Annotated in this window: 22 protein-coding genes; 18 read left to right on the forward strand and 4 right to left on the reverse strand. The window is 61.8% G+C overall.

Annotated features, from left to right (window positions below; all coding sequences use genetic code 11):
• Positions 1-413: 413 nt before the first annotated feature.
• On the forward strand, positions 414-1,541 hold the full coding sequence (hflK, locus tag F7R02_RS10870) for an FtsH protease activity modulator HflK (protein ID WP_078590461.1): 1,128 nt from the start codon (positions 414-416) through the stop codon (positions 1,539-1,541).
• Entirely contained in the window at positions 1,541-2,404 is an 864-nt protein-coding gene (hflC, locus tag F7R02_RS10875) for a protease modulator HflC (protein ID WP_003483929.1), read from the forward strand. The genes hflK and hflC overlap by 1 nt, the downstream gene beginning before the upstream one ends.
• 103 nt (positions 2,405-2,507) lie before the next feature.
• Here hflC and F7R02_RS10880 read toward each other — a convergent pair whose 3' ends face one another.
• Positions 2,508-3,644, reverse strand: coding sequence for an acyltransferase family protein (locus F7R02_RS10880; protein ID WP_078590462.1), 1,137 nt, complete (start codon positions 3,642-3,644; stop codon positions 2,508-2,510).
• A 321-nt stretch (positions 3,645-3,965) separates the two neighbouring features.
• Here F7R02_RS10880 and F7R02_RS10885 point away from each other — a divergent pair, with 321 nt between their 5' ends.
• The 3 genes from F7R02_RS10885 to F7R02_RS10895 all read left to right on the forward strand — a co-directional run bounded on the left by F7R02_RS10885 (position 3,966) and on the right by F7R02_RS10895 (position 8,973).
• Positions 3,966-4,151 carry a DUF2065 domain-containing protein gene (locus F7R02_RS10885; protein WP_078590463.1) on the forward strand — a complete coding sequence of 62 codons (186 nt, stop codon included), beginning with the start codon at positions 3,966-3,968 and terminating at the stop codon, positions 4,149-4,151.
• A 480-nt stretch (positions 4,152-4,631) separates the two neighbouring features.
• Positions 4,632-5,924 carry an adenylosuccinate synthase gene (locus tag F7R02_RS10890; RefSeq protein ID WP_005913957.1) on the forward strand — a complete coding sequence of 431 codons (1,293 nt, stop codon included), beginning with the start codon at positions 4,632-4,634 and terminating at the stop codon, positions 5,922-5,924.
• Between the two features lie 376 nt (positions 5,925-6,300).
• Positions 6,301-8,973: a M1 family metallopeptidase gene (locus tag F7R02_RS10895; protein ID WP_078590464.1), complete on the forward strand. Its 2,673-nt coding sequence runs from the start codon at positions 6,301-6,303 to the stop codon at positions 8,971-8,973.
• Between the two features lie 258 nt (positions 8,974-9,231).
• Here the strand turns inward: F7R02_RS10895 and F7R02_RS26345 are convergent, their stop codons facing one another.
• A complete protein-coding gene (locus F7R02_RS26345; RefSeq protein ID WP_078566958.1) occupies positions 9,232-9,438 on the reverse strand; it encodes a hypothetical protein in 207 nt (68 codons plus the stop codon).
• A 253-nt stretch (positions 9,439-9,691) separates the two neighbouring features.
• Complete coding sequence (bdcA, locus tag F7R02_RS10900; protein ID WP_078590465.1) at positions 9,692-10,405, reverse strand: SDR family oxidoreductase; 714 nt, start codon at positions 10,403-10,405, stop codon at positions 9,692-9,694.
• A gap of 70 nt (positions 10,406-10,475) precedes the next feature.
• Between bdcA and F7R02_RS10905 the strand changes: the two genes are divergently transcribed.
• The 13 genes from F7R02_RS10905 (at position 10,476) to F7R02_RS26660 (ending at position 24,050) form a co-directional block, all read left to right on the forward strand.
• Positions 10,476-11,066 (forward strand): TetR/AcrR family transcriptional regulator, encoded by a 591-nt coding sequence (locus F7R02_RS10905; RefSeq protein WP_078590466.1) that lies wholly within the window; start codon positions 10,476-10,478, stop codon positions 11,064-11,066.
• A 772-nt stretch (positions 11,067-11,838) separates the two neighbouring features.
• A complete protein-coding gene (locus F7R02_RS26350; protein WP_167521017.1) occupies positions 11,839-12,474 on the forward strand; it encodes a hypothetical protein in 636 nt (211 codons plus the stop codon).
• Positions 12,475-12,497: 23 nt separating this feature from the next.
• Positions 12,498-14,165 (forward strand): XVIPCD domain-containing protein, encoded by a 1,668-nt coding sequence (locus F7R02_RS26355; protein ID WP_425478549.1) that lies wholly within the window; start codon positions 12,498-12,500, stop codon positions 14,163-14,165.
• A 129-nt stretch (positions 14,166-14,294) separates the two neighbouring features.
• Positions 14,295-14,825, forward strand: a complete 531-nt coding sequence (locus F7R02_RS10925) for a hypothetical protein (protein WP_078590468.1) — start codon at positions 14,295-14,297, stop codon at positions 14,823-14,825.
• Complete coding sequence (locus F7R02_RS10930; protein WP_167521015.1) at positions 14,815-15,501, forward strand: hypothetical protein; 687 nt, start codon at positions 14,815-14,817, stop codon at positions 15,499-15,501. Before F7R02_RS10925 ends, F7R02_RS10930 begins: the two co-directional genes overlap by 11 nt.
• Before the next feature lie 95 nt (positions 15,502-15,596).
• Positions 15,597-15,860, forward strand: coding sequence for a YlcI/YnfO family protein (locus F7R02_RS10935; RefSeq protein ID WP_078590470.1), 264 nt, complete (start codon positions 15,597-15,599; stop codon positions 15,858-15,860).
• Between the two features lie 6 nt (positions 15,861-15,866).
• Positions 15,867-16,175: a type II toxin-antitoxin system RelE/ParE family toxin gene (locus tag F7R02_RS10940; RefSeq protein WP_033484031.1), complete on the forward strand. Its 309-nt coding sequence runs from the start codon at positions 15,867-15,869 to the stop codon at positions 16,173-16,175.
• 40 nt (positions 16,176-16,215) lie between these two features.
• Entirely contained in the window at positions 16,216-17,106 is an 891-nt protein-coding gene (locus F7R02_RS10945; RefSeq protein WP_078590471.1) for a restriction endonuclease, read from the forward strand.
• Between the two features lie 140 nt (positions 17,107-17,246).
• Positions 17,247-19,991: a type I restriction-modification system subunit M gene (locus tag F7R02_RS10950; RefSeq protein WP_208789119.1), complete on the forward strand. Its 2,745-nt coding sequence runs from the start codon at positions 17,247-17,249 to the stop codon at positions 19,989-19,991.
• On the forward strand, positions 19,982-21,202 hold the full coding sequence (locus F7R02_RS10955) for a restriction endonuclease subunit S (RefSeq protein WP_078590472.1): 1,221 nt from the start codon (positions 19,982-19,984) through the stop codon (positions 21,200-21,202). Before F7R02_RS10950 ends, F7R02_RS10955 begins: the two co-directional genes overlap by 10 nt.
• Before the next feature lie 34 nt (positions 21,203-21,236).
• Positions 21,237-22,292, forward strand: coding sequence for a PDDEXK nuclease domain-containing protein (locus tag F7R02_RS10960; protein WP_078590473.1), 1,056 nt, complete (start codon positions 21,237-21,239; stop codon positions 22,290-22,292).
• A 4-nt stretch (positions 22,293-22,296) separates the two neighbouring features.
• Positions 22,297-23,139 (forward strand): type I restriction endonuclease, encoded by an 843-nt coding sequence (locus F7R02_RS26655; protein WP_208789120.1) that lies wholly within the window; start codon positions 22,297-22,299, stop codon positions 23,137-23,139.
• Positions 23,136-24,050 carry a DEAD/DEAH box helicase family protein gene (locus F7R02_RS26660; protein WP_208789121.1) on the forward strand — a complete coding sequence of 305 codons (915 nt, stop codon included), beginning with the start codon at positions 23,136-23,138 and terminating at the stop codon, positions 24,048-24,050. Before F7R02_RS26655 ends, F7R02_RS26660 begins: the two co-directional genes overlap by 4 nt.
• A gap of 23 nt (positions 24,051-24,073) precedes the next feature.
• Here F7R02_RS26660 and F7R02_RS10970 read toward each other — a convergent pair.
• Positions 24,074-24,208: IS3 family transposase (locus F7R02_RS10970; protein WP_151210091.1), on the reverse strand; the 135-nt coding region annotated here is incomplete at its 5' end.

Consider the following 24,208-nt stretch of genomic DNA (forward strand, 5'->3'; position numbering starts at 1 on the left):
GGTGCCAAGGACGCAATCGCCGCTTGGCACGCACGCTTTCCGCCTCCCATCGCCTCCCGTGCCCGAAATCCTGCCAAGCAGGCACGCGCCCGGTAAACGGTCTTCAGCCGCCAAGACCAATCATGTGCCCGGCCGCGCGCATTAGACGCGTGCGCAGCGCTCGACAGGGGCAGCCCGTGCCTGCCGCCGGCACGTCGCATCCTGGTCTTCAGGTACTCAGCGCGAAGGCCCTCGCCGGACAACCATTGCCTGTGTCCCAGCCCAGCCCGATCCGTCCCGCCGGCTAAACCAACAATGCATCGCACCGGGCCTTTCAAAACGGTGTGTCTGCCCCATCTAGTAGAATCGGCGAATCAAACAACATGGCGGCACTGCGGGACTGGCCCGCACAGCCCCTCGATCATGGAGCGTGCATGGCCTGGAACACACCCGGCAACAAGGGCGGAGACGGCCCGGATCCCAACCGTCGCAGGTCCTGGGGCCCGCGCGGTGGTGGCAACGGTGGCGGTTGGGGCAATCTGCCCGCTCCGTTGAAGGAGCTGTTCGATGGCGGCGTGGGGCGCTGGATCCTGGTCGCGGTGGTGCTGATGGTGCTGTTCTCCAGCTTCCAGCTCATCGGCGAGCAGCAGCGTGGCGTGGTGCTGCGCTTCGGCCAGTACTCGCGCATCCTGCAGCCCGGCCCGAACTTCAAGCTGCCCTGGCCGATCGAGTCGGTGCGCAAGGTCAATGCCACCGAGATCAAGACCTTCAGCAACCAGGTGCCGGTGCTGACGCGCGACGAAAACATCGTCAACGTGTCGCTCAACGTGCAGTACCAGATCAGCGACCCGCGCAAATACCTGTTCGGTTCGCGCAATGCCGATCTGGTGCTGGAGCAGGCCGCGCAAAGTGCCGTGCGTGAGCAGGTGGGGCGTTCGGACCTCAATACCGTGCTCAACAATCGCGGCCCGCTGGCGATCGCGTCCAAGGATCGTCTGCAAGCGGCGCTGGATGCCTATAACACCGGCCTGGCGGTCACCGGCGTGACCTTGCCGGATGCGCGCCCGCCGGAAGAAGTGAAGCCGGCCTTCGACGAGGTCAATGGTGCCCAACAGGTGCGCGAGCGCCTGATCAACGAAGCGCAGGCCTACGCCGCCAAGGTGGTGCCCGAAGCGCGCGGCCAGGGTGCACGCACCCGTACCGGTGCCGAAGGCTACAAGCAGGCCACCATTTCGAAGGCCGAGGGTGATGCCGACCGCTTCACGCTGTTGCAGGCCCAGTACGCCGGCGCGCCGGAAGTCACCCGCAAGCGGCTGTGGCTGGAAACCGTGCAGAAGGTGCTGTCGGAGAACCGCAAGGTCATCGGTAGCGATGGCCGCCAGGTCATCTACGTGCCATTGCCGGCCGATGCCAGCAAGCCGGCCGCTACCGGCGGCACTGCCAGCATGCCGTCGATGGTGCCCCAGGGCGTGCTGTTGAATCCGCCGCAAAGCGCCAGTAGCGAGGCCATCCGCAACCCGGAGCGCGGCCCGCGCCCGACTGGCCGTGAGGGAACCGAATAATGAAGAATTCGCTAGTCATCGGCCTGATCATCGCCGTGTTGCTGACCCTGATGGGCTCGGTATTCGTCGTGCGCGAAGACCAGACCGCCATGGTGCTCAACCTGGGCCGTGTGGTGCGTGCCGACCTCAAGCCCGGCCTGCATTTCAAGATTCCGGTGGTGGAATCGGTGCGCGTGTTCGACCGCCGCTTCCAGGTGCTGGACACCGCTCCGGCGCGTTACTTCACTGCCGAGCAGAAAGACGTCAGCGTGGATTTCTTCGCCATCGGTTACATCTCCGACGTGCGGGCGTTCTATCGTGCGACCGGTGGCGAGGAATCGGTGGCCAACTCGCGCCTGGCCCCGATCATCACCGACTCGCTGCGCAACCAGATCAACTCGCGCACGCTGCAACAGCTGGTCTCCGGCGATCGCAGCGAGCTGATCGCCAACCAGCTCAAGGGCATCAACGGCGCCATCAAGGGCCTGGGGATGCAGATCACCGACCTGCGCATCAAGCAGATCGACCTGCCGACCGACAGCCAGGTGATCACCGACGTGTACGAGCGCATGCGCGCCCAGCGCAAGCAGGAAGCCAGCAAGCTGCGCGCCGAAGGCGAAGAGCAGGCCCTGACCATCCGCGCGCAAGCCGACCGCGAGTCCACCGTGATCGTGGCCGACGCCGAGCGCGACGCCCAGAAGCTGCGTGGCGAAGGCGATGCCGAAGCGGCGCGCATCTACGGCCAGGCCGGTTCCAAGGACCCGTCGTTCTATGCGTTCTACCGCAGCCTGGAGGCCTACCGCAGCTCCATGACCGACGGCAACGGCGTGGTGGTGCTGGACAAAAACGACCCGTTCCTGCAGTACCTCAAGAGCGATCGTTGATCGTATCCTGAGAGTGCAAAAACGCCCGCCAGATGCGGGCGTTTTTGTTTCAATGCATCAGCCGGCTGTCGGACTTCCGGATGCATCTGAAGTGGAGCGGACATCATGCGCGGTCGAGTTGTCTGTTGGCCGAGGCGGGCGGCGTACTCGCTGCCATGCGCTTGACCTTGGGTCCCATCCGCCTGCCCAGCGCGATTGCCGGCACTTCGATGAAGCGGTAGGTCAGCGATGCGATTGGCAATGTGACCAGCAACGTTGCCGCCGCACACATCGCATAAGACACGACGGAATTGGGTATTGTGTCCTGGATGCGCCGAAACACCGGGATCAGTAACGCGATCACCACTGGGTGACCGAGATAGACTGAATAGCTGATCTTGCCCAGGAAGCCGGTGACAGCATTGACCACCATGCGTAGTGGCGATTGCGACAGGCCGACCAGCAGTAACGCATACATCAGCCCGCTTGAGATCCAGCTGGTTGCTGAGCCGATGTCTGCCAGCGTGTGCAAGGCGATCGTTGCTGCCAGACCCAACGCCCCCGTGGCGATCAGCAGCCTGCCCCAGCGTTGTGCCTTGGCCGTGCCCATTGCAGCGAATTTTTCGTAGGCGAAGAAGGTACACAAACCGATGGCGAAGACCGGTAGATGACGCAGCAGGCCGTAGTCGCCGATCAATGCAGTGCCTGTGTCTCCCAGCATGCCCGAGCCGGCCAGACCCGCAAACCCCAACAGGCACAGCGCCAGCAGCAACGCTCTGGTCATTGTGGTGACGACAATGAACAGCATCGGAAATACGGCATAGAACAACATTTCCACGCCAATGGCCCAGCTGGCCCAGACGATACCCGTTTCCCGCCCGGGCACCAGGTTGAAGGTAAATGACACGTTCGCTGCGATCTCGTCCCAGCCATGGCCGGCATGCGTGCCGCGCCCGTCTCGGTACAGCGAAAACGCAAGCCAGCAGTAAAACAGCGGCGCGATTCGAAACAGCCGGTGCAGATAAAAACTGAGCATCGGTCTGCCGGTCGCTGCGTGGCGGGGCATCGTGTAGCACAGCGAAAAAGCACTGATGACAAAGAACAATGCAACCCCGTTGCCGCCTGCCGTTAGTACGGGCGCTAGCCATGGGCCTGGAGAAATTGCCGGCGCAGGCATGGCCATGACGTGGAACACCACGACATACAGCGCAGCCAAACCACGCAGTGCATCCAGGAAAACCAACCGATCGTTCTTGACCATGCGTCCTTGCCGATGTGGAGAGGGCGCAACGATAGGCGCTGTTGCCCGTCAGCTCAAATGGAAGATGCTGCAACGAGCTAGGTGTTTACGTTGCGGGATTTGATGCACGCAAGCTGCGCGAAGTGATTGACTAGTCTTGGTCGCGATTGCTCGTCTGCAGGCGGTGGGCCGTGATACAGGTTACGCATGGTCTGCATTCTTCGATGCCATGGTCCATTGTGTGGGACGCAGCGATGCTGCCCATGGGCAGATTAGGCAGGGCAGTGCTCCACCGGCGTATCAACCCAGGCACACTCTGCTGCCCTCCAGTGGTGCGCCCTCGTGCATGACTTCGTAACCGCCTTGTGCCTGATCGTCATCATCGAAGGCCTGTTGCTGTTAACCGTGCCGGTTGCCTGGAAGCGCATTGTCGAACAGCTGTTCAGCCTTCCCACGTCGCAGCTGCGCGCCATTGGTGGTGGCATGTTAGTGCTAGGTGCGATTGCGTTGTGGATTGTGCGGCACTGAGGGGGCATGAGGGGATTGACGCGGCTGGCTGCGGGATGAACGACCTCAATTCGCCAGAGATGGCAGGTGATCAAGCAATTGCATGAGCAAGCGGCCTTGGTGACTCTGGCACACAAAGCTGTGCGCAAGGGCCAGGCCCTTGGACTGCTCCTTCTCCAATCTCAATCGTCTGCCCAGGCAGCGCTTGGCCCCAGCAGTCTTTGCGGCCGCATCCTGCCGCATCAGCCGCGCCCGCTTGCCAGGCCCGCCGGCCGAAGTCCTCCGAAAGGGTAGTGCAGGTCACCGGAAACCCGGATAATGCACAAAAGCCGGCCGGGCGCGCTCCATCCAGAGCACTCGGTTCGGCTTTTTCCGTGTCAGGGCTATCGCGCCACTGCAACGCTCCCCGATGGAGTCGCGCGCAGGGTGTCGCGGTCAGCCCTGCAGCGGTCCCATCCCGCGGCCCCGATGGCCGCAGCAAAACTTAGGAGTTCACCCGTCATGGGTCAGTCAGTTGTCGTGCTCGGTGCCCAGTGGGGCGATGAAGGCAAAGGCAAGATCGTCGATCTGCTCACCGAGGAAATCGGTGCGGTGGTCCGCTTCCAGGGCGGCCACAACGCCGGCCACACGCTTGTCATCAACGGCAAGAAGACCGTCTTGCATCTGATTCCGTCCGGCATCCTGCGCGACGACGCGCTGTGCCTGATCGGCAATGGCGTGGTGATCTCCCCGGCCGCGTTGATCAAGGAAATCAGCGAGCTGGAAGACGCCGGCGTGGAAGTGCGTTCGCGCCTGAAGATCTCCCCGGCTGCGCCGTTGATCATGCCCTACCACATCGCGCTGGATCAGGCGCGCGAGAAGGCGGCCGGCGGCAAGGCCATCGGCACCACCGGCCGCGGCATCGGCCCGGCCTACGAAGACAAGGTGGCGCGTCGCGGCATCCGCATCGCCGACCTGCATTACCCGCCGCAGCTGGAAGAGTTGCTGCGCACTGCGCTGGACTACCACAACTTCGTGCTGACCAAGTACCTGGGCGTGGAAGCGGTCGATTTCCAGAAGACCTACGACGAGGCGCTGGCCTTCGGCGAGTATGTGCAGCCGATGAAGTCGGACGTGGCCGGCATCCTGCACGACCTGCGCAAGCAGGGTAAGCGCGTGTTGTTCGAAGGCGCGCAGGGTGCGTTGCTGGACATCGACCACGGCACCTATCCGTACGTCACCAGTTCCAACACCACCGTGGGCGGCGCATTGGCCGGTACCGGCGTTGGCGCCGATGCGATCGACTACGTACTCGGCATTGCCAAAGCGTATGCCACGCGCGTCGGCGGCGGCCCGTTCCCGACCGAACTGGACGACGAAGTGGGCCAGGGTATCCGCGACCGCGGTGCCGAGTACGGCGCGTCCACCGGTCGCCCGCGTCGCTGCGGTTGGATGGATATCGTGGCGCTCAAGCGTGCGGTGGCCATCAACGGCATTTCCGGCCTGTGCATCACCAAGCTCGACGTGCTCGACGGCATGGAGAAGCTGAAGATCTGCATCGCCTACGAATATCACGGCAAGCGCACCGAGTACGCGCCGCTGGACGCGCAGGGCTGGGAAGAGTGCACCCCCGTGTACCTGGAGTTCCCGGGCTGGAGCGAAAACACCCACGGCATCACCGTGTGGGACGACCTGCCGCCGGCCGCCCGCGCCTACCTGCGCGCGCTGGAGGAACTGGCCGGCTGCCCGATCTCGATCGTTTCCACCGGCCCGGACCGCGACCACACCATGGTGCTGCAGGACCCGTTCGCCTGATTGGCTGATGCGTGATTGAACCGACGAAAGCCCTGCGAAAGCGGGGCTTTTGTTTGCAGAACGCCATTGCGTTGCCTCATCCACGCGCCCCGCACCTTCCTGACGGCTGCAGATGAAGTGGTGTTGGTCGCCCTCGCCCGATCGATGCGGGGCGGGTTCAGCATGGCCGTGTAGCATGCTCGCGCCAGCCGGGATTGCCTTGCCCTGGTTCGATGCATGCGTGCCCTGTCGTTGCCGTGGCTTCTCTTTGACGTGTGTGTCTTCGCGTCTGTCAGGCAGGCGCATGACTTTCGGCCGTGTGTGGTCTTGCGGGCCGGCGCCATGATGCTGGCCGCTGTACGACTTCGTTTACTTCATTACTCTTTTTAGGAATGTCATGCGCCAGATCCTGGTGACTGCTATTACGCTGGCCCTGGCCAGCACCTGCGCCGTTGTGCCGGCTCACGCTGCTGTCGCTGCACCGGAGGCGGTCAGCGCATCGGCCGCGCAGGTCACCAGCCAGTTGCCGCGCACGGCCAAGCCCACCCACTACGCGGTGGAGATCACACCGCATGCCGACAAGATGACCTTCGACGGCAAGGTGGCCATCGACATCGTGGTGCTACAAGCCACCGACCGCATCGTATTGCAGGCGGCCAACCTCAGCTTCGCGCGCAGTACCTTGGCGCAGCGCAAGGGGGGCACGCCGCAGACGGCCAAGGTCAGCACCGATGAGCAGGCGCAGACCGCCACCTTCGCCTTCGACAGACCGCTGGCACCGGGCAACTACGTGTTGTCCATCGAGTACAGCGGTGTGATCAATACGCAGGCCAACGGTTTATTCGCGCTGGATTACGCCACCGCGCAAGGCCAGCGCCGCGCGTTGTTCACCCAGTTCGAAAACTCCGATGCACGCCGCTTCATTCCGTCGTGGGACGAGCCTGATTTCAAGGCTACCTTCGACCTGGCAGTCAATGCGCCGGCCGCGCAGATGGCGGTGAGCAACATGCCGGTTGCCTCGTCCGGCAATGGTGCCGGCGGCATGAAGCGCGTGGCTTTCCAGACCACGCCCAAGATGTCCACGTACCTGTTGTTCCTGAGTGTCGGCGACTTCGAGCGGGCGACGCGCAAGGCCGACAATGGCACCGAGATCGGCGTGATCGCGCAGAAAGGCAAGGTGGACCAGGCGCAGTTCGCACTGGATTCCGGCCGCGATGTGCTGCACGAATACAACGCCTATTTCGGCATTCCATATCCGTTGCCGAAGCTGGACAACATCGCCGCACCCGGGCAAAGCCAGTTCTTCAGCGCAATGGAAAACTGGGGAGCGATCTTCACCTTCGAATACTCGCTACTGCTCGACCCAGCCACTTCCAACATCGACGACAAGCAGGACGTTTTCACCGTTGCCGCGCACGAGATCGCGCATCAATGGTTCGGTAATCTGGTGACCATGGCCTGGTGGGACGACCTGTGGCTCAACGAAGGGTTCGCCAACTGGATGGAGGCGCGCACCACGCACAAGCTGCACCCGGAGTGGGACATCGACAACACCGGCGCAGCCTTCAAAAGCCGCGCGGCGATGCAGCGCGATGCCTATGTCACCACCCACCCGGTGGTGCAGCACGTCGCCACCGTGGAGCAGGCCAGCCAGGCATTCGACCAGATCACCTACGACAAGGGCGAAGCGGTGATCGCCATGCTCGAAGACTATGTGGGCGCGGACAACTGGCGCAGCGGCGTGCGCAGCTATCTCAAACAACACCAATACGGCAATGCCGTCACCGATGCGCTGTGGCAGCAGATCGATGCAGTGGCACCGGGCAAGCAGTTCACCCAGGTGGCGCACGACTTCACGTTGCAGCCGGGTGTGCCGTTGATCCAGGTCAGCGCCAGCTGCACGGCCGGCACCACGACCGTGCAGCTGAAACAAGGCCAATACACCGTCGACCGCCCCGACAAACAGCCATTGCGCTGGCATGTGCCCGTCACGGTGCGCGGTGCCAATGGCACGTCGGTGCGCGTATTGGTGGATGGCAGCGCGCAGCTGCAGCTAGCCGGCTGCGATGCGCCTGTCGTGGTCAATGCCGGGCAGAAGGGCTACTTCCGTACGCTGTATGCACCGGCGCAATTCACCGCGGTCACCAAAGGGTTCGACGCGTTGCCGGTGGTCGATCAGTTGGGCGTGCTGATGGATACCGCTGCGCTGGCACCGGTGGGGCTGCAGCCCGAAGCGGACCTGCTTGAGCTCACCGCCAAGGTGCCGGTCGGTGGCGCGCCGGATCTGTGGAAAGTGGTGTCCGAGACGTATTCCAGCATCGATCGCCTGTTCGCGGGCGACCTCAAGGCGCAGGCCAGCTGGCGGCGCTTCGCGCGCGTGCGGCTTGCTCCCGAGTTCGCCACGCTCGGCTGGGACGAGCGCAAGAACGACAGTGCACAGACCAAGCAGCTGCGTGCCAGCCTGCTCAACAGCCTGAGCGCGCTGGACGATGCACAGGTGATTGCCGAAGCGCAGCGTCGTTTCGCTGCGTTCCAGGCCGACCCGGGCACGTTGTCGCCGGAGTTGCGTAGCACGGTGCTGCGCATCGTCGCCCGCCACGCCGACGCGGCCACCTGGGACGCATTGCATGCCATGGCGAAGAAGGAAACTTCCTCGATGCTGCGCGACCAGTCCTACGCGTTGCTCGCCTACGCCAAGGACCCGGCATTGGCGCAGCGTGCCCTTGAACTTGCGCTCACCGACGAGCCCGGCGCCACCACTGGCGCCAGCATGATCGGCGATGTCGCCAGCGAGCACCCGGAGCTGGCATTCGACTTCGCCTTGGCGCATCGCACCCAGGTGGATACGCTGATCGACTCCACCTCGCGCGCCCGTTACTACCCGCACCTGGCTGCAGGCTCGAACAGGCTGGAGACCATCGACAAGATCAAGGCGTACGCCGATACCTACCTGGCCCCCACCTCGCGCCGCGATGCAGAAACCGCCATCAGTACCATCCAGACGCGCGTGACGTTGCGCGAACGGCGCGTGCCACAGATTGCAGCCTGGTTGAAAAAGCGCAAAGCCTGACGCGTTGCGTGGAACAACAAAAAGCCCGGTAGTTTCCGGGCTTTTTGTTTGGTGCAGTGGCGACCAGTGCAGGTTAGGCAGATTGGCCCGCAACAGTAGAGAAGGGATCTGGCGGGTGAATGCCCGAAAAGTGCAACGCGCGCGTAGTGATTGCCGATTCCGGTGTGGAGCGATTTCGCGCGGTGCTGCATGCTGCAAATCTGCGCGCCGCCCCTGGCTGCGGCACGCCGGCCGACCGGCTACGGTTGGCTGCGTGCATCACGCCATGCGCATCGACAGAGTCTCGCGAACCCGATTGTCCGTGTCTTGCTGCCGGCTCTGCGTCAGCGCCCGTTGCCGCTCCACGCTGGCCGTTTCCAGTTGCTGCAGCGACTGCTCAACCGGTGTGCGTACCGCCACATCGGTGGGCATGGCAGCACGCAAATGGGCAGGCACCGGCCGGATGACATCATGCGCATTGGTCAATCCATTGCTGGGTTCGTCGCGAACGATAGGCAGCTCAGGAGCAACAGGCTATCCAAGGTCGAGCCGGCGATTGCAGATGCAATACGGCGCAAGACATGGGAAGACGATCAATCACGGCCAACGGCATCATGCGCGTGGATCACGACGCTTGCGATGCAACAGCAGCTCGCCATGCATGTCGACGGAGGGCGTTTGCCGCCGTCCGTCGCGATACGTGGCGAGCTGCAGCGCCATCAATGCAGGCGTCGCCGCTTCATGCGCCGAACGCACCATCGATCGTATGCATCGCGCCGGTCACAAAGCTCGCTTCCGGGCCCGCCAGCCAGGCCACCATGCCGGCGACTTCGTCGGCGCGGCCATGGCGTTTGATCGCCATGAAGCTGTGCATCAGGTCTTTCATCGGCCCGTTTTCCGGATTGGCGTCGGTATCGATCGGGCCCGGTTGCACCACGTTGATGGTGATGCCGCGCGGCCCGAAGTCGCGCGCCAGCCCGCGGGCCAGCCCTTGCAGCGCGGATTTGCTCAGCGCGTAGGAGGCCATGCCGGGCAGCGGCATGCGGTCGCCGTTGACCGAGCCGATCACGATGATCCGCCCGCCGGGCGGCATCTGCCGCGCTGCCTCCACGGCGGCGTGGTAGGGCGCGTGCACGTTGATGCGGAACAGCCGGTCCACCGCGTCCGGATCCTGGTCCAGCGCATCGCCGAACAAGGCGATGCCGGAGTTGACCACCAGCACATCCAGCGGCCCGCTGCGTCGCACCGTGTCGATGACCGCATCGCGATCGGCGCTGTCGGCCAGCACCGCGGTGCTGCCGGTGTCACCGGCCAGGCGCTGCGCCGCCTCGGCAGAACCGGCATAGGTAAACATCACCCGCGCGCCCTCGGCCACGAAGCGCCGCACGATGGCGGCCCCAATCCCCCGGCTGCCACCGAGCACAAATACCGACTTGTCTTTGAACGCTGACATGCATCACCTCGCAATTAATGTAGCGAGTAATACATAATAGTTTTCGCCTGCCGTCAAGGATTTTGTAACTATGACTACAGAAACTCCCCGGGCCCGCGGCCGGCCGCGCGCATTCGACCCGGACCAAGCGGTCGCCACCGCGCAGCAGCTGTTTCATGCGCGCGGCTACGACGCACTGAGCGTGGCCGACCTCACCCAGGCGCTGGGCATCAACCCGCCCAGTTTCTACGCCGCCTTCGGCAGCAAGGCCGGCCTGTATGCGCGCATCCTCGACCGCTACGCGCAGACCGGCGCCATCCCGCTGCCGCAACTCCTGGACACCGACCGACCGCTGGCCGACGCGCTGGCCGACGTACTGGAGCAGGCCGCCCGCTGCTACGCCGCAGATCCCGCCGCCACCGGCTGCCTGGTGCTGGAAGGCACGCGCAGCAACGACGCGCAGGCACGCGAGGCGGCCTGCAGCTTTCATGTCGCGGCCCAGGAGCTGATCCGCTCCCACATCGCCAAGCAGTGCCCGCACGACGCAGACCGGCTGGCGGATTTCGTCAGCACCACCATGGCCGGCCTGTCCGCCAGCGCCCGGCATGGGCAGAGCCTGGAGCGTCTGCTGGCGAGTGCGCGGCTGGCGGGGGAGGGGATTCGGGTGGCGTTGCGCGGGTAGGCAGGGTTAGAGTGGGCAGAAGCTTTCGATGGCGTGAGCGCACCTGCTCGCTAATCGAGGTGCGCTTGCCGCTACCCAGTACGGTCAATCGGCAGGTTGTACGAGAGGGTCGTGATCGGTCGTCGCTCAGGAGAAGTCGTTGTCGGATGACTGGTGCGGCGAATCAGCAAGGGGCAGGTCAGCACCTATAGGCATCCATGTCCTAGGCTGGCTCTAACACGGGCCACTTCGACCTCTTTGTGCAATGCTGGAGATCACAAGGAGCCGCACGCAGCGTGTTGGTTGAACGTCCCGAACCATCCGAATTGCTGCTCACCCCGGACAGTCGCGCTGAGTCCATGCCAGATGGCGTCTTTGCGGGATGCAGCGTCTATTTCAGTCCCGAAATGAGAGTGTCGCTGAACCGCTTTCGTCTGCGCCCAATCACTTGACCGAGCCTGCTCATACGGCCACAGTCCGTGGCGTTCGCCCTCTTCGTTCAAGGATGCCCGTGAAGAAGCTGACGCATTGCATCGTGGCGACCGCGCTGGCGCCCATCATGACACTTGGGTGTGCACGGCTTTCGATGGAACAGGCTGCCGCAAAACCCCCAAGTGGTGCACAAAAAGCATCGTCTTTTCCTCAGGCGCCTGCGGCCACGCCTTCACCCTGGGTGGCCTTCAAACTGGAACGGCAGATGGGCGCCATCTGTGTGGACCGTACGCAATCACAGGGCTCCTCGCCTGCGCCTTTGCTCAGGGACGGGTTTTGCAAAGGCCCGGCACCTGCGCATATGGCGCGTGCACTGCTTGCCATGCCTGCAGATGCGGTAGATGCCTCGCCGCAAGCGCGCGAAGCGAGACTGCGCGATGCCGTGTACGTGGCCGCACCCGGATTGGGACGGCGCGCGGATTTCACCGTGGTTGCGGGTGATCTGACGATCCGTTCGTTCGAAAGTGCTGATCCCGACAAAACGGTGTACCTGGTCTGGTCGGTGAAATGCCACGCAGATGATGCGGGCCTTGCGTGCCAGTCAGGCAAAGGGCGAAAGGCGTATCGCGTCACCAAGGACGGTATCGCACGCGATGTCAGTGCAACGGTGTTTCCACCAGCGCCTAGCCTGACTGCAGAAGATGTTGCTCGGCAAAACAACCACGGCGGCTCGGAGCTTTTTCTGTTCGATGACAAGCTGCCCTTGGCGCCGACAATGCGATGGTTGATGGAATTCGATCCTGACCAGCCGCTGGCCACCGATGACCCGAAGCGTGTCGGGTCTTATGCCCATTTTGGTTTTCTTCGTTGGACAGGCGAACGCTTCGAGCTGGTAGAGCGAGTCGCTAAAGCGCAGTGGCCTTGTCGCCAGCAGCGCACAGGCGAACCGGCATGTGCGGATTATCCAGATAGTGAGGACCGTTTCATCAGCGAGTGACCACTTCTGCAAGGAGCATCGAAATGGCGAGATCCAACGATTTAGACATCCGTGCGACTGCCGACCAGATTTCTGCGTTGTTCAACGCCAATCGACAGGCCGAGGCGCTGCGCATGCTTGATGAGCGCAGACAAGGCCAGTCAGAGGTCGTGCGTGACGCACTGGATCGCTATATCGGCGCAGCGTCCGCCGGTGCAATCGCCAATCATCAACAAGGGCCGGTCGCCGCTGCGGATGCCAGTGTGCTGCAACGCTTGCAACTAGCCACGTCAAATCAGCCAGCAATTCCGCCGCAAGCGCAAATGGCTGCCTTGAGCGACGCACAGCGCTATGACGTCTACGCCAGCATCGTACGGGTGAGAGGTAACGAAGCCGCGCACGAGGCACTCTCGCGACCCAACGAGCGCTTGGTATTAGGCCTTCGCCAGGAAAACTCAACGCTTGCGGCCATGCAGGATCGCGCGCATGCCGGAAGCTTGCGTAGCGACGATCCGGCAACCCCTGCCATCAACGAAGCTCAGGGCGGCACGGGCGTCTACAACGACCGCCTGGTCGTACTGTGGAAGGATGCCGATGGCACGCGGCATACGCAGGTCGCCCAACAAGCAAACACCGAGCCGACTGCGCAGTACGATCATCATGCAGGCAACACGGGGCGGCGCCCGCGTGCGGAAGGCGGCATGGAGAACAGGACATTTGCACCGTCGCCAGGCTTTGAAAGCATCACCAGGCCCAGGAAGATCGAAGGCGAGGATGTCAATGCCGATGGCATCAGGGATCTCGGTCGCCTGAGCGAAGGCACCATCGAGATGCGGATGGGGCAGCACCCAAATCCCAGCCGGCCAGGCGTCCAAGACAACGCATTACGCCCAAGTCAGGCGGCAGTCGATGCAGGGCGGGGCGGGGTACAGCGGGATAGCAATGCGGACGGCTGGTTTGATCAAGCCGATCTCAACGGTGTGCAAAATCTCAACGACACCTTCAAGATTCATCGCGGTTCCAGCGGCAGTACCGATTCGGCTGGCTGCCAGACAATTCATCCAGCCGAGTACGATGGGTTCATCGCGGCGGTTCAAGGCAACCCAGCGCAGACGCGCTGGCAATACGTGCTGACCAGCACCACACCCGGGCCGGTGCGGGTGCAGCATCAGGACCAAGGGCGAGGGCGTGAAGGGGTACAGCCAGGGCAGGAGGAGCAGGGGCATCGGCCGGCCCAGCCGCAGCGGCAGAACGGCGGGCCTGCAGCGCCGGTGCCTGGGAGGCCACGACAGGCAGACGCAGAAGACGCCCAACCCGCGCCTCATCCATTGCATGCACAGGCCAGCACCTTGGTTGGCCGGTTGGACGCCAGCATGGGTCGCGCCAGCGATGCGCACAGCGAGCGGATGAGCGCCAGCCTGGCCCATCTGGCAAAAGAGCACGGGCTCGAGCGCATCGACCACGTAAAGCTGAGCAACCAAACGCCGCGTGCAGCGGCCGGTGCCACCGTGTTCGTGGTACAGGGCGAACCCAGCAACCCGGCCCATCTGCGCGCCAGCATGCCCACCGACGTGGCCGTCACTACGCCGGTGGAGCAATCGCTGGCAAAGCTGCAAGAGATAGATGCGCGTACCTTGGCGCAAGCGCAGAGTCTGGCGCAGGAAAGATCGATGGCGCAGGGGGAGGCGGTCAAGCCGCGAAGTATTGGATGAGGTCGTCCGTTTCCACTGTCTGACTGTAGATCAAGGCTCGGGGTTCGCTTTCGAAAATGCCCGCTTGCAAAAATCGGTCGCTCGACAGATATTCCATATTCCGGAATATGGAACAAGGCTTGCCTGGCTGTGGAATTGAAGCCCCAGGATCTGGTGGTGCTGTACAAGCAGGTCGCTCAGGCGGGCCAGGCCTGGACGTATGCATCCCTTGGAGAAGCACTGGGCATGAGCGCCTCCCAGGTGCATCGCAGCGTCAAGCGCGCGGTGGCATCCGGCTTGGCGCTGGAAAAAAGCCGCGGCGAGTGGGAGACCGTACGCACGGCGCTGCACGAATTTGCGGTCCACGGCGTGCGTTACGCTTTTCCTGCAGTCATCGGGCCGCCAAAGCGTGGCATCCCTACGGCCTTTGGTGTGCCCCCACTGTCCACTGCGATTGCCAGCGCCCCAGGGGAGGCACCGGTGTGGCCAAGCGCGCAGGGCACGGCCAAAGGCCCAGGCTTGTCGCCGTTGTCGGCCGGTGCGCCCAACGCTGCGCTGGCCGACCCTGCCTTGCACCAACTGCTGGCGCTGCAGGACGCCCTACGCAGCGGGCGGGCCCGCGAGCGCACGTTGGCAGCGCGCTATCTCAAGCAGTTACTGGGGCTTGGCGATGCGCTCTGACGATCCTAATTTGCCGCACCTGCTTGTGATTGCGAATGCATTGGGCGAGCTTTGCGAACACGTAGTCTTCCTCGGCGGGGCAGTTGTTGGCCTGCTGTTATCCGATCCATTGGCGGAAAACGTCCGCGCCACCTATGACGTCGATGCGGTGGTCAATCTTGATTGGGCCCGATTCCGCGGTATCGAGGCGCGCGTGGAATCTCAGGGCTTTGCGCGCGAGATGCGCAGCGGTGTCGTCGGTCGCTGGGTACACCAAGCGTCGGGCGTCATCTTCGACCTGATGCCGGTGGATGCCGGCGTGCTTGGCTTCTCCAATCGCTGGTACGCCCATGCTGTAGAGACGACCCAAGTGGTGGCCTTGAGCGATCGCCTGTCCATCCGCTTGGTGACAGCGACAGCATTCGTGGCGATCAAGCTCGAAGCCTTCGTTACCCGAGGCAACAGCGACTTTCTTTCCAGTCACGACCTGGAGGACGTCCTCAATGTCGTCGATGGCCGGGCCGAGCTGGTGGAAGAGCTGGCCGTGGAGCATGCAGACTTTCGGCATTGGGTGGCCGGCGTGTTTGTGGGGCTAGTGGATAACCCGGCGTTTGTGAACGCGTTGCCGGGATTGGTCGCCGAACCGGAGCGCGCAAACGTCGTGCTTCAGCGCCTACGCACCATTGCATCAGCATAGCTGCGACATCGTGGGCTTAGGTCTGCAAAGAAAACCTTGAAGCACCACCGCCCGCTTGCGATGATGCATCGCAATTGCAACGCACGGGGCCCGCTATGAAATCCGCATCTCTTCCATCGCTCCGGGTAGACCCGGCGCTGCGCGAAGCGGCCGAAGCCGTGTTGCAGGAGGGCGAGACGCTGTCCAGCTTCGTTGAGCACTCCGTCCGTGCCCAGGTGCAGCAGCGGCAGCAGCAGGGAGCCTTCATTGCACGCGGGCTGGCGTCGCGTGACAGCGCCAAGGCATCTAACCGATACACCGACGCGAAGGATGTGCTGGCCGGGCTGCAGTCCCAACTGGACAAGGCGCGCAAGGGCTAAGCCAGCGTGGGATTTTCTGTCCGCTTCACTCAGCAGGCGAGCGACGATCTCGCGCGTCTTTACGACTGGCTGCTACAGCGTGCCGAAGGCGACTTCACCGTGGCCGAGCGTGCGCTGCAGGCCACCGGCGATGGCGTCACCGTGCTTGAACTGGCCCCGTTGAGTTGCCGCAAGGCGGGGGTGGCGGACCCGTTCTTGCGCGAGCTGGTGATCGGCTTCGGTGCCAGCGGCTATGTGCTGCTGTTCGAGGTGGAAAGCGATCGGCTCGTTACCGTTTTGGCAGTCAGGCATCAGCGTGAAGACGACTATCATTAAGCACGGCGCTAGCGCCAACGTCGTGCCACAGAGGAAGTAGATGGCCAATATCAGCAGGCGCCGCACGGGGGAACTGACCCGAGCGCTGTTCCATATTCTCAAGACCCAGCCGGAGGGCATGCGCGCCGCAGACGCGCTGGCCGCACTGGAAAAGCAGGTCGTGCTCACCGAGTACGAAGCCGGCGACTACGAAACCGGCGGCCGTCGCTTCGAGAAGATCGTGCGCTTCAGCACCGTGGCGCCGGTCAAGGCCGGCTGGCTGGTCAAGGACAAAGGCATCTGGACCCTCACGCCAGAGGGTGAAGCGGCGCTGCACGCCTACCCCGATCCGGAGCAATTCATCCGCGCGGTCGGCCAGCTGTACAAGAAGTGGAAGAGCGCCCAGCCCGTCGCCGATGAGGTCGACGATCCCGAAGGCGAGCTCACCGAAGAATCGGCCAGCATCACCCTGGAAGAAGCAGAAGAGATGGCATGGGCCGAGATCGAGGCTTACCTTGCCGCGATGCCGCCGTACGACTTCCAAGAGCTGGTAGCGTCGCTGCTGCGTGCAATGGGGTATCACGTGGCCTGGGTCGCACCGCCCGGTAAGGACGGTGGCACTGACATCATTGCCTATAACGATCCGCTCGGCACCCGCCCGCCGCGCATCAAGGTGCAGGTCAAGCGCAATGCCAACTCGCCGCGGATCGATGTGGCGGGCCTGCGCAGCTTTATGGCGGTTCTGGGAGAGGGCGATGTCGGTCTGTACGTCGCGCTGTCCGGCTTCACCAAGGACGCGGACTACGAGGCGCGCCAGTCGCATCGGCGCATTAGCTTGATCGATTCGCGGAAGTTGGTTGAGCTATGGACCACGCACTATTCACAGCTTGAGGACACCGCCAGGGCCCGTCTGCCGCTCAAGCCGGTTTGGTTTCTGGCTGGAAAAGAATGAGTAGGTCCGAGCATCGTGCGCGCCATGCTTGAAACAACTCCTGGCTAAGTGGCTATCGATGCCGAAAAATTACTTTGTGCCGCTGAAGCGGCTTCACTGGCAAGCGTGATGCAGGCCCTCAAGCAGTACGGAACAATGCAGTGACATCCACCGAGCAAAATACCGAACGTTTTCTCGCCATGTTGCAGTCTCTCGGCGGCTCTGCTGGTAACGGCAAGCTGCGAGACGAACTTGGCTGGCAGGAAAGTACGTATCTACGCATCAAACACCTGTTGATCGAGCAAGGCGACATCGTGTCTGGCCGAGGGCGCGGCGGGTCCGTCGCGCTTGCTGAGACGGCTGTGATGCAAAACAGAGCCAGAAATTCTGGTGCAAAACAGGCAGGAAAAGTAGTGGAAGTTCTTAAAGCAAAGGCATCCAAGACGCATGCCGAGGCAGACACAGTGCCGTCGGTGAGGCGCAGCGGCGTAGTCAAAAAGTCTGACTTGTACAGCTCCATCTGGGCGTCCTGCGATGAGCTGCGCGGTGGCATGGACGCTAGTCAGTACAAGGACTATGTGCTGTTCATGCTGTTCATCAAGTACATCAGCGACAAGTACGGCAATAGCAAGGACTTCGCTCCACCTGTCGTCATCCCGCCTGGCGCCTCGTTCAAGGACATGGTGGCGCTCAAGGGCAAGGCCGATATCGGCGACAGGATCAACACGCAAGTCATTCAAAAGCTGATCGACGCCAACACCAAGCTGGCGCGCAGCGACTTCCCCGACTTCAACGACCCCAACAAACTTGGCGAAGGCCCGGCCATGGTCGAGCGCTTGGGCAACCTGATCGCCATCTTCGAAAAGCCCGAGCTGAACTTCGCCAACAACCGGGCCGACAACGACGACCTGCTCGGCGATGCGTACGAGTACTTGATGCGCCACTTTGCGCAGGATTCCGGCAAGAGCAAAGGCCAGTTTTACACTCCCTCTGAAGTCAGTAGCATCATCGCCCAGGTGATCGGCATCTCGCATGCCAATAGCCGCGGATCTACCACCGCCTACGATCCAACCTGCGGCTCAGGCTCACTGCTGCTGAAAGTGGCAGCCGAGGCAGGACGGCAGATCACGCTAGAAGGGCAGGAAAAGGACGTGACCACTGCCGGCCTGGCGCGGATGAATATGATCCTGCACCACTTCCCCAGTGCCACCATTCTTGGCGGGGATACGCTGTCCAACCCCAGGTTCAAGGATGGCGAGCAGCTGCGTAGCTACGACTATGTGGTCGCCAATCCGCCGTTCTCGGACAAGAAGTGGTCCACCGGGCTGACACCCGCCAACGATCCTTATCAACGTTTTGCCTGGGGCGCATCGCCAGCCAAGCAGGGCGACTACGCCTATTTGCTGCACGTCATTCGTAGCATGAAGGCAACTACCGGCAAGGGTGCCATCATCCTGCCGCACGGCGTGCTGTTTCGTGGCAATGCGGAAGGCGTCATTCGCAAAAACCTTGTGCGCTCAGGTGTGCTCAAGGGCATCATCGGCCTGCCGGCCAATCTGTTCTACGGCACCGGCATCCCCGCCTGCATCCTGGTGCTGGACAAGGAAAATGCCAGTGCTCGCAAGGGCATCTTCATGATCGACGCCAGCAAAGGCTTCATCAAGGACGGTCCCAAGAACCGCCTGCGTGAGCAGGACATCCATCGCATCGTTGATACCTTCCGCCGTGGCGCGGATGTGCCGCGCTATGCCCGGATGGTGCCATTGGGGGAAGTCTCCAGCGACAGGAATAGCTACAACCTCAACCTGCCGCGCTACATCGATAGCAGCGAGCCAGAAGACCTGCACGACATTGACGCCCACCTCAACGGCGGCATCCCCGAGCGCGATATCGATGCCTTTGCTGCCGACTGGCAGGAAATGCCAGCCCTGCGCGAGGTGCTGTTCGAGGCCGATCGCCCAGGCTATGCTCGGCTACGCCAGCCTATTGCAGACGTACGCTCGATCATCCAGAGCCACCCGCAGTTCCAGCAATTCCGCAGCAAGGTGGAAGCGCTGTTCGGCAAATGGCAGCAGGCCGTCACGCCGCTACTCACCGGCATCCAGCCGGGCGACAAACCCAAGACGCTGATCTCGCAGATCTCTGAAACCCTGCTCGCGACCTTTCACGCCGCACCCCTGCTTGACCCTTACGACATCTACCAGCACCTGATGGACTACTGGGCGGAAGTGATGCAGGACGACGCCTACCTGATTGCTGCCGATGGCTGGGTGGCCCAGCCTCGGCGCATCGTGGAAATCGACAAGAAAGGCAAACCCAAGGACAAGGGCTGGATCTGCGATCTGCTGCCTAAGTCCTATATCGTTGCCCGCTACTTCGCCACCGAGCAGGCCGAGCTGGAGGCCAAACAAGCCGAGCTTGATAGCGTTGCTAGCCAGCTTGCCGAGTTGCAGGAGGAGCACGGTGGCGAAGATGGTGCCTTCGCAGGCTTCGACAAAATCAACGCCGTGCAGGTGAAAGACCGTATCGGCGAGATTGGCGACGACGCCGACAGCGCTGACGAGCGCGCCGTGCTCCAGCAGTGGCAGCAACTCAGCGCACGCGAAGCCGCGCTGAAAAAGACCGTCAAAGCGCTTGAAGGGGAACTCGGCCAACAAGTCTACGAGCAGTACGCCAGCCTGGGCGAAGCTGAGGTGAAAACGCTGGTTGTGCAAGACAAATGGCTGGCCCATTTGCAAGCCAACGTGCAGCAGGAGCTTGAGCGCATCTCGCAAACCCTCGCCCAGCGCATCCGCGAACTGGCCGAGCGCTATGACACCCCGTTGCCGAAGCTGGAAGATGACGTGGCCGCCCTGAGTGCCAAGGTGGAAGCGCACTTGAAGAAAATGGGGGCGGTATGGAAGTGAAGCCGGGGTACAAGCAGACGGATGTGGGGATGATCCCAGAGGAATGGGGGGTGGAATCCGTGCTTGGAATATCCCAGAGAATAATGGACTACAGGGGTAGAACTCCTCGAAAGCTTGGCATGAGTTGGGGAGGAGGAGATATACCTGCGCTCTCGGCTGGAAACGTAAAAAAAGGATTTATTGACTTTTCTGCTGAATGCTATTTCGCGTCGAATGAGCTTTGGCTACGGTGGATGACGCAGGGAGGTACGGAAAAAGGTGATGTTCTCTTTACGACAGAAGCTCCGCTTGGGAATGTGGCGCTTGTTCCAGATGACCGTAAATACATTCTAAGTCAGCGGACAATCCTGGTCCGGGGAGCATCAGAAAAGGCATTGAATGGGTACATTTTTCAAGTGCTCCTATCTGAAAAATTTCAGAAGAATCTCCTTGATTACTCCAGTGGTTCGACAGCCAAAGGAATTCAGAGGAGAGGCTTTGAGAAATTAGAAATAGCAGTCCCGAAAATAGAAGAGCAGCGTGAAATTGTCACCGCTCTCAGCGACATGGATGCGTTGCTGGACGGGCTGGATCGCCTGATCGCCAAAAAGCGCGCCATCAAGCAGGCCGCCATGCAGCAACTCCTCACCGGTCAAACACGCCTGCCGGGGTTCAGTGGAACGTGGGAGGTAATACGACTGGGAGACTTGGCTGAAATTCGCAGTGGTGGTACTCCAAGTACTAGAGATTCAGCGGCATGGGACGGCGCGGTCCCATGGTGTACACCTACAGATATCACTGCGTTGGAGGGCGGAAAGTATTTGGCCGTAACAAACAGAACCATCACCGAGCATGGCCTGCGTAATAGTTCTGCTGAGCTGATTCCTGCCCGTTCAATCGTGATGACTTCGCGCGCGACGATTGGCGAATGCGCGATTAATGTTGTGCCTATGGCGACCAATCAGGGCTTCAAAAATCTTGTGCCGTTTGATGCCGTGGATGCGGAATTTTTCTACTATTTGCTGTGTGCCCAGACGCAGGGGTTAGTCGGTCTTTCAGCAGGAAGCACTTTTCTCGAAATTGGTAAGGCACAGATCAGGCAATATGAAGTCAGGCTTCCATCTACGAAGATTGAGCAAGCGGCCATCTCCGCCGTCCTGGGCGACATGGATGCCGAATCAGTGCACTTGAGGCACGTCGCACCAAGACCCGCGCGATCAAGCAGGCAATGATGCAGGAGTTGCTGACCGGCAGGACGCGACTGATATGACCGACAAGCCCCAGCTCCTAACTTCCCCCCCGCAAGGTTATGCCGACTGGTTGACCGAATTAAAAGGGCGTATCCACACCGCGCAGCAGCGCGCGGCGCTGGCGGTCAATCGGGAGCTGGTGGGGCTGTACTGGCAGATCGGCAGTGACATTCTGACGCGGCAGGCCGAACAGGGTTGGGGTGCGAAGGTGATCGACCGGCTGGCGCATGACCTGCGTGTTGCGTTCCCTGAGATGAAGGGCTTTTCGCCGCGCAACCTCAAATACATGCGGGCGTTTGCCGAGGCCTGGCCGGACGCATCATTTGTGCAAGCGGTGCTTGCACAACTGCCCTGGTATCACCAGCTGGCCCTGCTGGACAAGCTGCCCGGGCCTGAAACCCGCCGCTGGTATGCCGCAAAGGCCATCCAGCACAATTGGTCACGCAACGTGTTGGTGCTGCAGATTGAGTCCGGCTTTTTGGAGCGTAGCGGTTCGGCCGTGACGAACTTCCCGGCCACCTTGCCCGCCCCGCAGTCCGACCTGGCCATGGAGTCGTTGAAAGACCCCTACCGCTTCGATTTCCTCTGCCTTGGAGAGCAAGCGCAGGAACGCGAGATCGAGGGCGCGCTGGTGCAGCACGTGACCGATTTCCTGCTGGAACTGGGCGCGGGCTTTGCCTTTGTGGGGCGGCAGGTGTTGCTGGACGTGGGCGGCGAGGAGTTCTTCATCGACCTGCTGTTCTATCACCTCAAGCTGCGCTGCTACGTAGTAATCGAACTCAAGGCAGGCAAGTTCAAGCCCGAGCACCTGGGGCAACTGGGCTTTTATCTGACGGCGGTAGATCGGCAGCTGAAGCACGTGCAAGACAACCCAAGCATCGGCCTGCTGCTGTGCAAGAGCAAGAACAAGGTGGTGGCCGAATACGCGCTGGGGGACAAGTCCCAGCCGATGGGCATTGCCGAATACAAGCTGGTGGAATCTCTGCCGCAAGAGCTGCAAACCAGCCTGCCGAGCATCGAGCGGATCGAGCGGGAGCTGGCCGGCGCTGTCAATGAACGCACCAAGGAATGATGCAATGACCCAGCACATGCCGCGCTCCGAGCGCAACTCACAAAACCGCGTAGCGCGCCTATTCGCTGACCCCGTAGACAAGGGCGGTCTGGGTTACGAGCACCTTGGCAATTGGAGCAGGCGCGAGAACAATCGGGCCATTGAAGTCGATCTGTTACGCGCCAATCTGGCAGCGCGTGGTTACGCGCCAGCCCATATCAGCGCCGCACTGCAAAAGCTGGAAGTTGCGGTGGATGTCACCGGCATCACGCCCTATCAGGCCAACCTGCGCACCTACCAATTGCTGCGCTATGGCGTGCCGGTGCAGATTGCGGCCGGCAAATCGCACGAGACGGTACAGCTAATCGACTGGGCTCAGCCGCAGCGAAATCAGTTTGCCCTTGCCGAAGAAGTGACGCTGAGAGGCGGCAGCACACGTCGGCCGGACATCGTGCTGTATATCAACGGTCTGGCGGTTGCAGTGATTGAGCTCAAGCGCAGCTCGGTGGATCTGGGCGACGGCATTCGCCAGCTGCGCAGCAATCAGGAGGAGGCGTTCAACCAAGGCTTCTTCAGTACGGTGCAGGTGTTGCTGGCCGGAAGCGACGCGCAGGGGCTGCGCTATGGCACCACCGGCACCCCGGAGCAGTTCTTCGTGCAATGGAAAGACGAACAACCATTGGCTGCAGTAGCGGCAGGCGCCTTGTTGGATCGTCCACTGGCACAGATGTGTAGCAAGGTGCAGTTGCTGGACTTGATCCGCAACTTCGTGATCTTCGACGCAGGCTTCAAGAAAGTGCCCAGGCAGCACCAGTACCAGGGCATCAAGGCGGCCCAGGCGCGCATTGCCCAACGCGAGGGGGGGTGATCTGGCACACCCAAGGCAGTGGCAAAAGCATCTTGATGGTGCTGCTGGCCAAGTGGCTGCTGGAGCATGACCCACAGGCGCGCGTGTTGGTGGTCACAGACCGCGACGAACTGGACAAGCAGATCGAAGGTGTCATGCGCAATGCCGGTGTGATCGGTGCGGACTCCGCTTCGCCGCGCATTACCTCCCGAGCGGACTTTGTGCGAAAACTGAGTGCTGCCGCTCCCCGCTTGCTTTGCGCGCTGATCCACAAGTTCGATGCTGCGGACCTCAAGGGCGAGCCGCCACCGATCCATGGGCGCTTCTACGTGTTTGTTGACGAATGCCACCGCACTCAGGGTGGCAACATGAACAAGCAGATGAAGCGCTGGCTGGACGATGCGATTTTCATCGGCTTTACTGGTACGCCGCTGCTGCGCAAGGACAGGCAAACCACTCGCGATGTGTTCGGGACCTACATCCATACCTACAAGTTTCACCAGGCAGTGGCAGACAAGGTGGTGTTGGACCTGAAGTACGAGGCGCGCGATGTGCCGCAGCGGTTGACCTCGCGTGCGGCCATCGATGCCTGGTTCGAAAAGAAAACGCGAGGGTTGAACAACTTTCAGAAATCCATCCTGCGCAAGCGCTGGGCAACGATGGAAGAGTTGATGAGCGGTAAAGAGCGCAAGGACCGCATCGTTGCCAACATTATCGAGGATTTCAGCCTCAAGCCCCGCCTGGACAACGATCGTGGTACGGCGATTCTGGTGGCTGCGTCGATCTACGACGCATGCCATTATTTTCGGCTTTTCCAGAACACACATTTTAGCCCGCATGTGGGTGTCATCACATCGTTTGAGCCCAATCCGGCGGCGATCTCGAAAGCGTCATCGGGCAGCGATGAGCGCTACAAGTACGACACCTATTGATACGCCCAGGGTTCCGTAGACACTCAAGACTCTCGTTGCGCGTAGCGCCGTTCAAACTCTACAGGGGACAGGTCGCCAGTTGAACCATGACGGCGTTGTGGGTTGTAGAACATCTCGATGTAGTCGAACACCTCGGCGCGTGCGGCGTCCTTGGTGGG

The sequence above is a fragment of the Xanthomonas cissicola genome (assembly GCF_008801575.1).
GTDB classification, from domain to species: domain Bacteria; phylum Pseudomonadota; class Gammaproteobacteria; order Xanthomonadales; family Xanthomonadaceae; genus Xanthomonas; species Xanthomonas cissicola.

What these genes read in the sequence shown, in the direction of transcription:
- hflK (WP_078590461.1), top strand. Translation starts at nt 414, where the DNA reads ATGGCCTGGAACACACCCGGCAACAAGGGCGGAGACGGCCCGGATCCC.
- hflC (WP_003483929.1), top strand. Translation starts at nt 1,541, where the DNA reads ATGAAGAATTCGCTAGTCATCGGCCTGATCATCGCCGTGTTGCTGACC.
- F7R02_RS10880 (WP_078590462.1), bottom strand. Translation starts at nt 3,644, where the DNA reads ATGGTCAAGAACGATCGGTTGGTTTTCCTGGATGCACTGCGTGGTTTG.
- F7R02_RS10890 (WP_005913957.1), top strand. Translation starts at nt 4,632, where the DNA reads ATGGGTCAGTCAGTTGTCGTGCTCGGTGCCCAGTGGGGCGATGAAGGC.
- F7R02_RS10895 (WP_078590464.1), top strand. Translation starts at nt 6,301, where the DNA reads ATGCGCCAGATCCTGGTGACTGCTATTACGCTGGCCCTGGCCAGCACC.
- bdcA (WP_078590465.1), bottom strand. Translation starts at nt 10,405, where the DNA reads ATGTCAGCGTTCAAAGACAAGTCGGTATTTGTGCTCGGTGGCAGCCGG.
- F7R02_RS10905 (WP_078590466.1), top strand. Translation starts at nt 10,476, where the DNA reads ATGACTACAGAAACTCCCCGGGCCCGCGGCCGGCCGCGCGCATTCGAC.
- F7R02_RS26350 (WP_167521017.1), top strand. Translation starts at nt 11,839, where the DNA reads ATGGCGCGTGCACTGCTTGCCATGCCTGCAGATGCGGTAGATGCCTCG.
- F7R02_RS26355 (WP_425478549.1), top strand. Translation starts at nt 12,498, where the DNA reads ATGGCGAGATCCAACGATTTAGACATCCGTGCGACTGCCGACCAGATT.
- F7R02_RS10930 (WP_167521015.1), top strand. Translation starts at nt 14,815, where the DNA reads ATGCGCTCTGACGATCCTAATTTGCCGCACCTGCTTGTGATTGCGAAT.
- F7R02_RS10935 (WP_078590470.1), top strand. Translation starts at nt 15,597, where the DNA reads ATGAAATCCGCATCTCTTCCATCGCTCCGGGTAGACCCGGCGCTGCGC.
- F7R02_RS10945 (WP_078590471.1), top strand. Translation starts at nt 16,216, where the DNA reads ATGGCCAATATCAGCAGGCGCCGCACGGGGGAACTGACCCGAGCGCTG.
- F7R02_RS10955 (WP_078590472.1), top strand. Translation starts at nt 19,982, where the DNA reads ATGGAAGTGAAGCCGGGGTACAAGCAGACGGATGTGGGGATGATCCCA.
- F7R02_RS10960 (WP_078590473.1), top strand. Translation starts at nt 21,237, where the DNA reads ATGACCGACAAGCCCCAGCTCCTAACTTCCCCCCCGCAAGGTTATGCC.
- F7R02_RS26655 (WP_208789120.1), top strand. Translation starts at nt 22,297, where the DNA reads ATGACCCAGCACATGCCGCGCTCCGAGCGCAACTCACAAAACCGCGTA.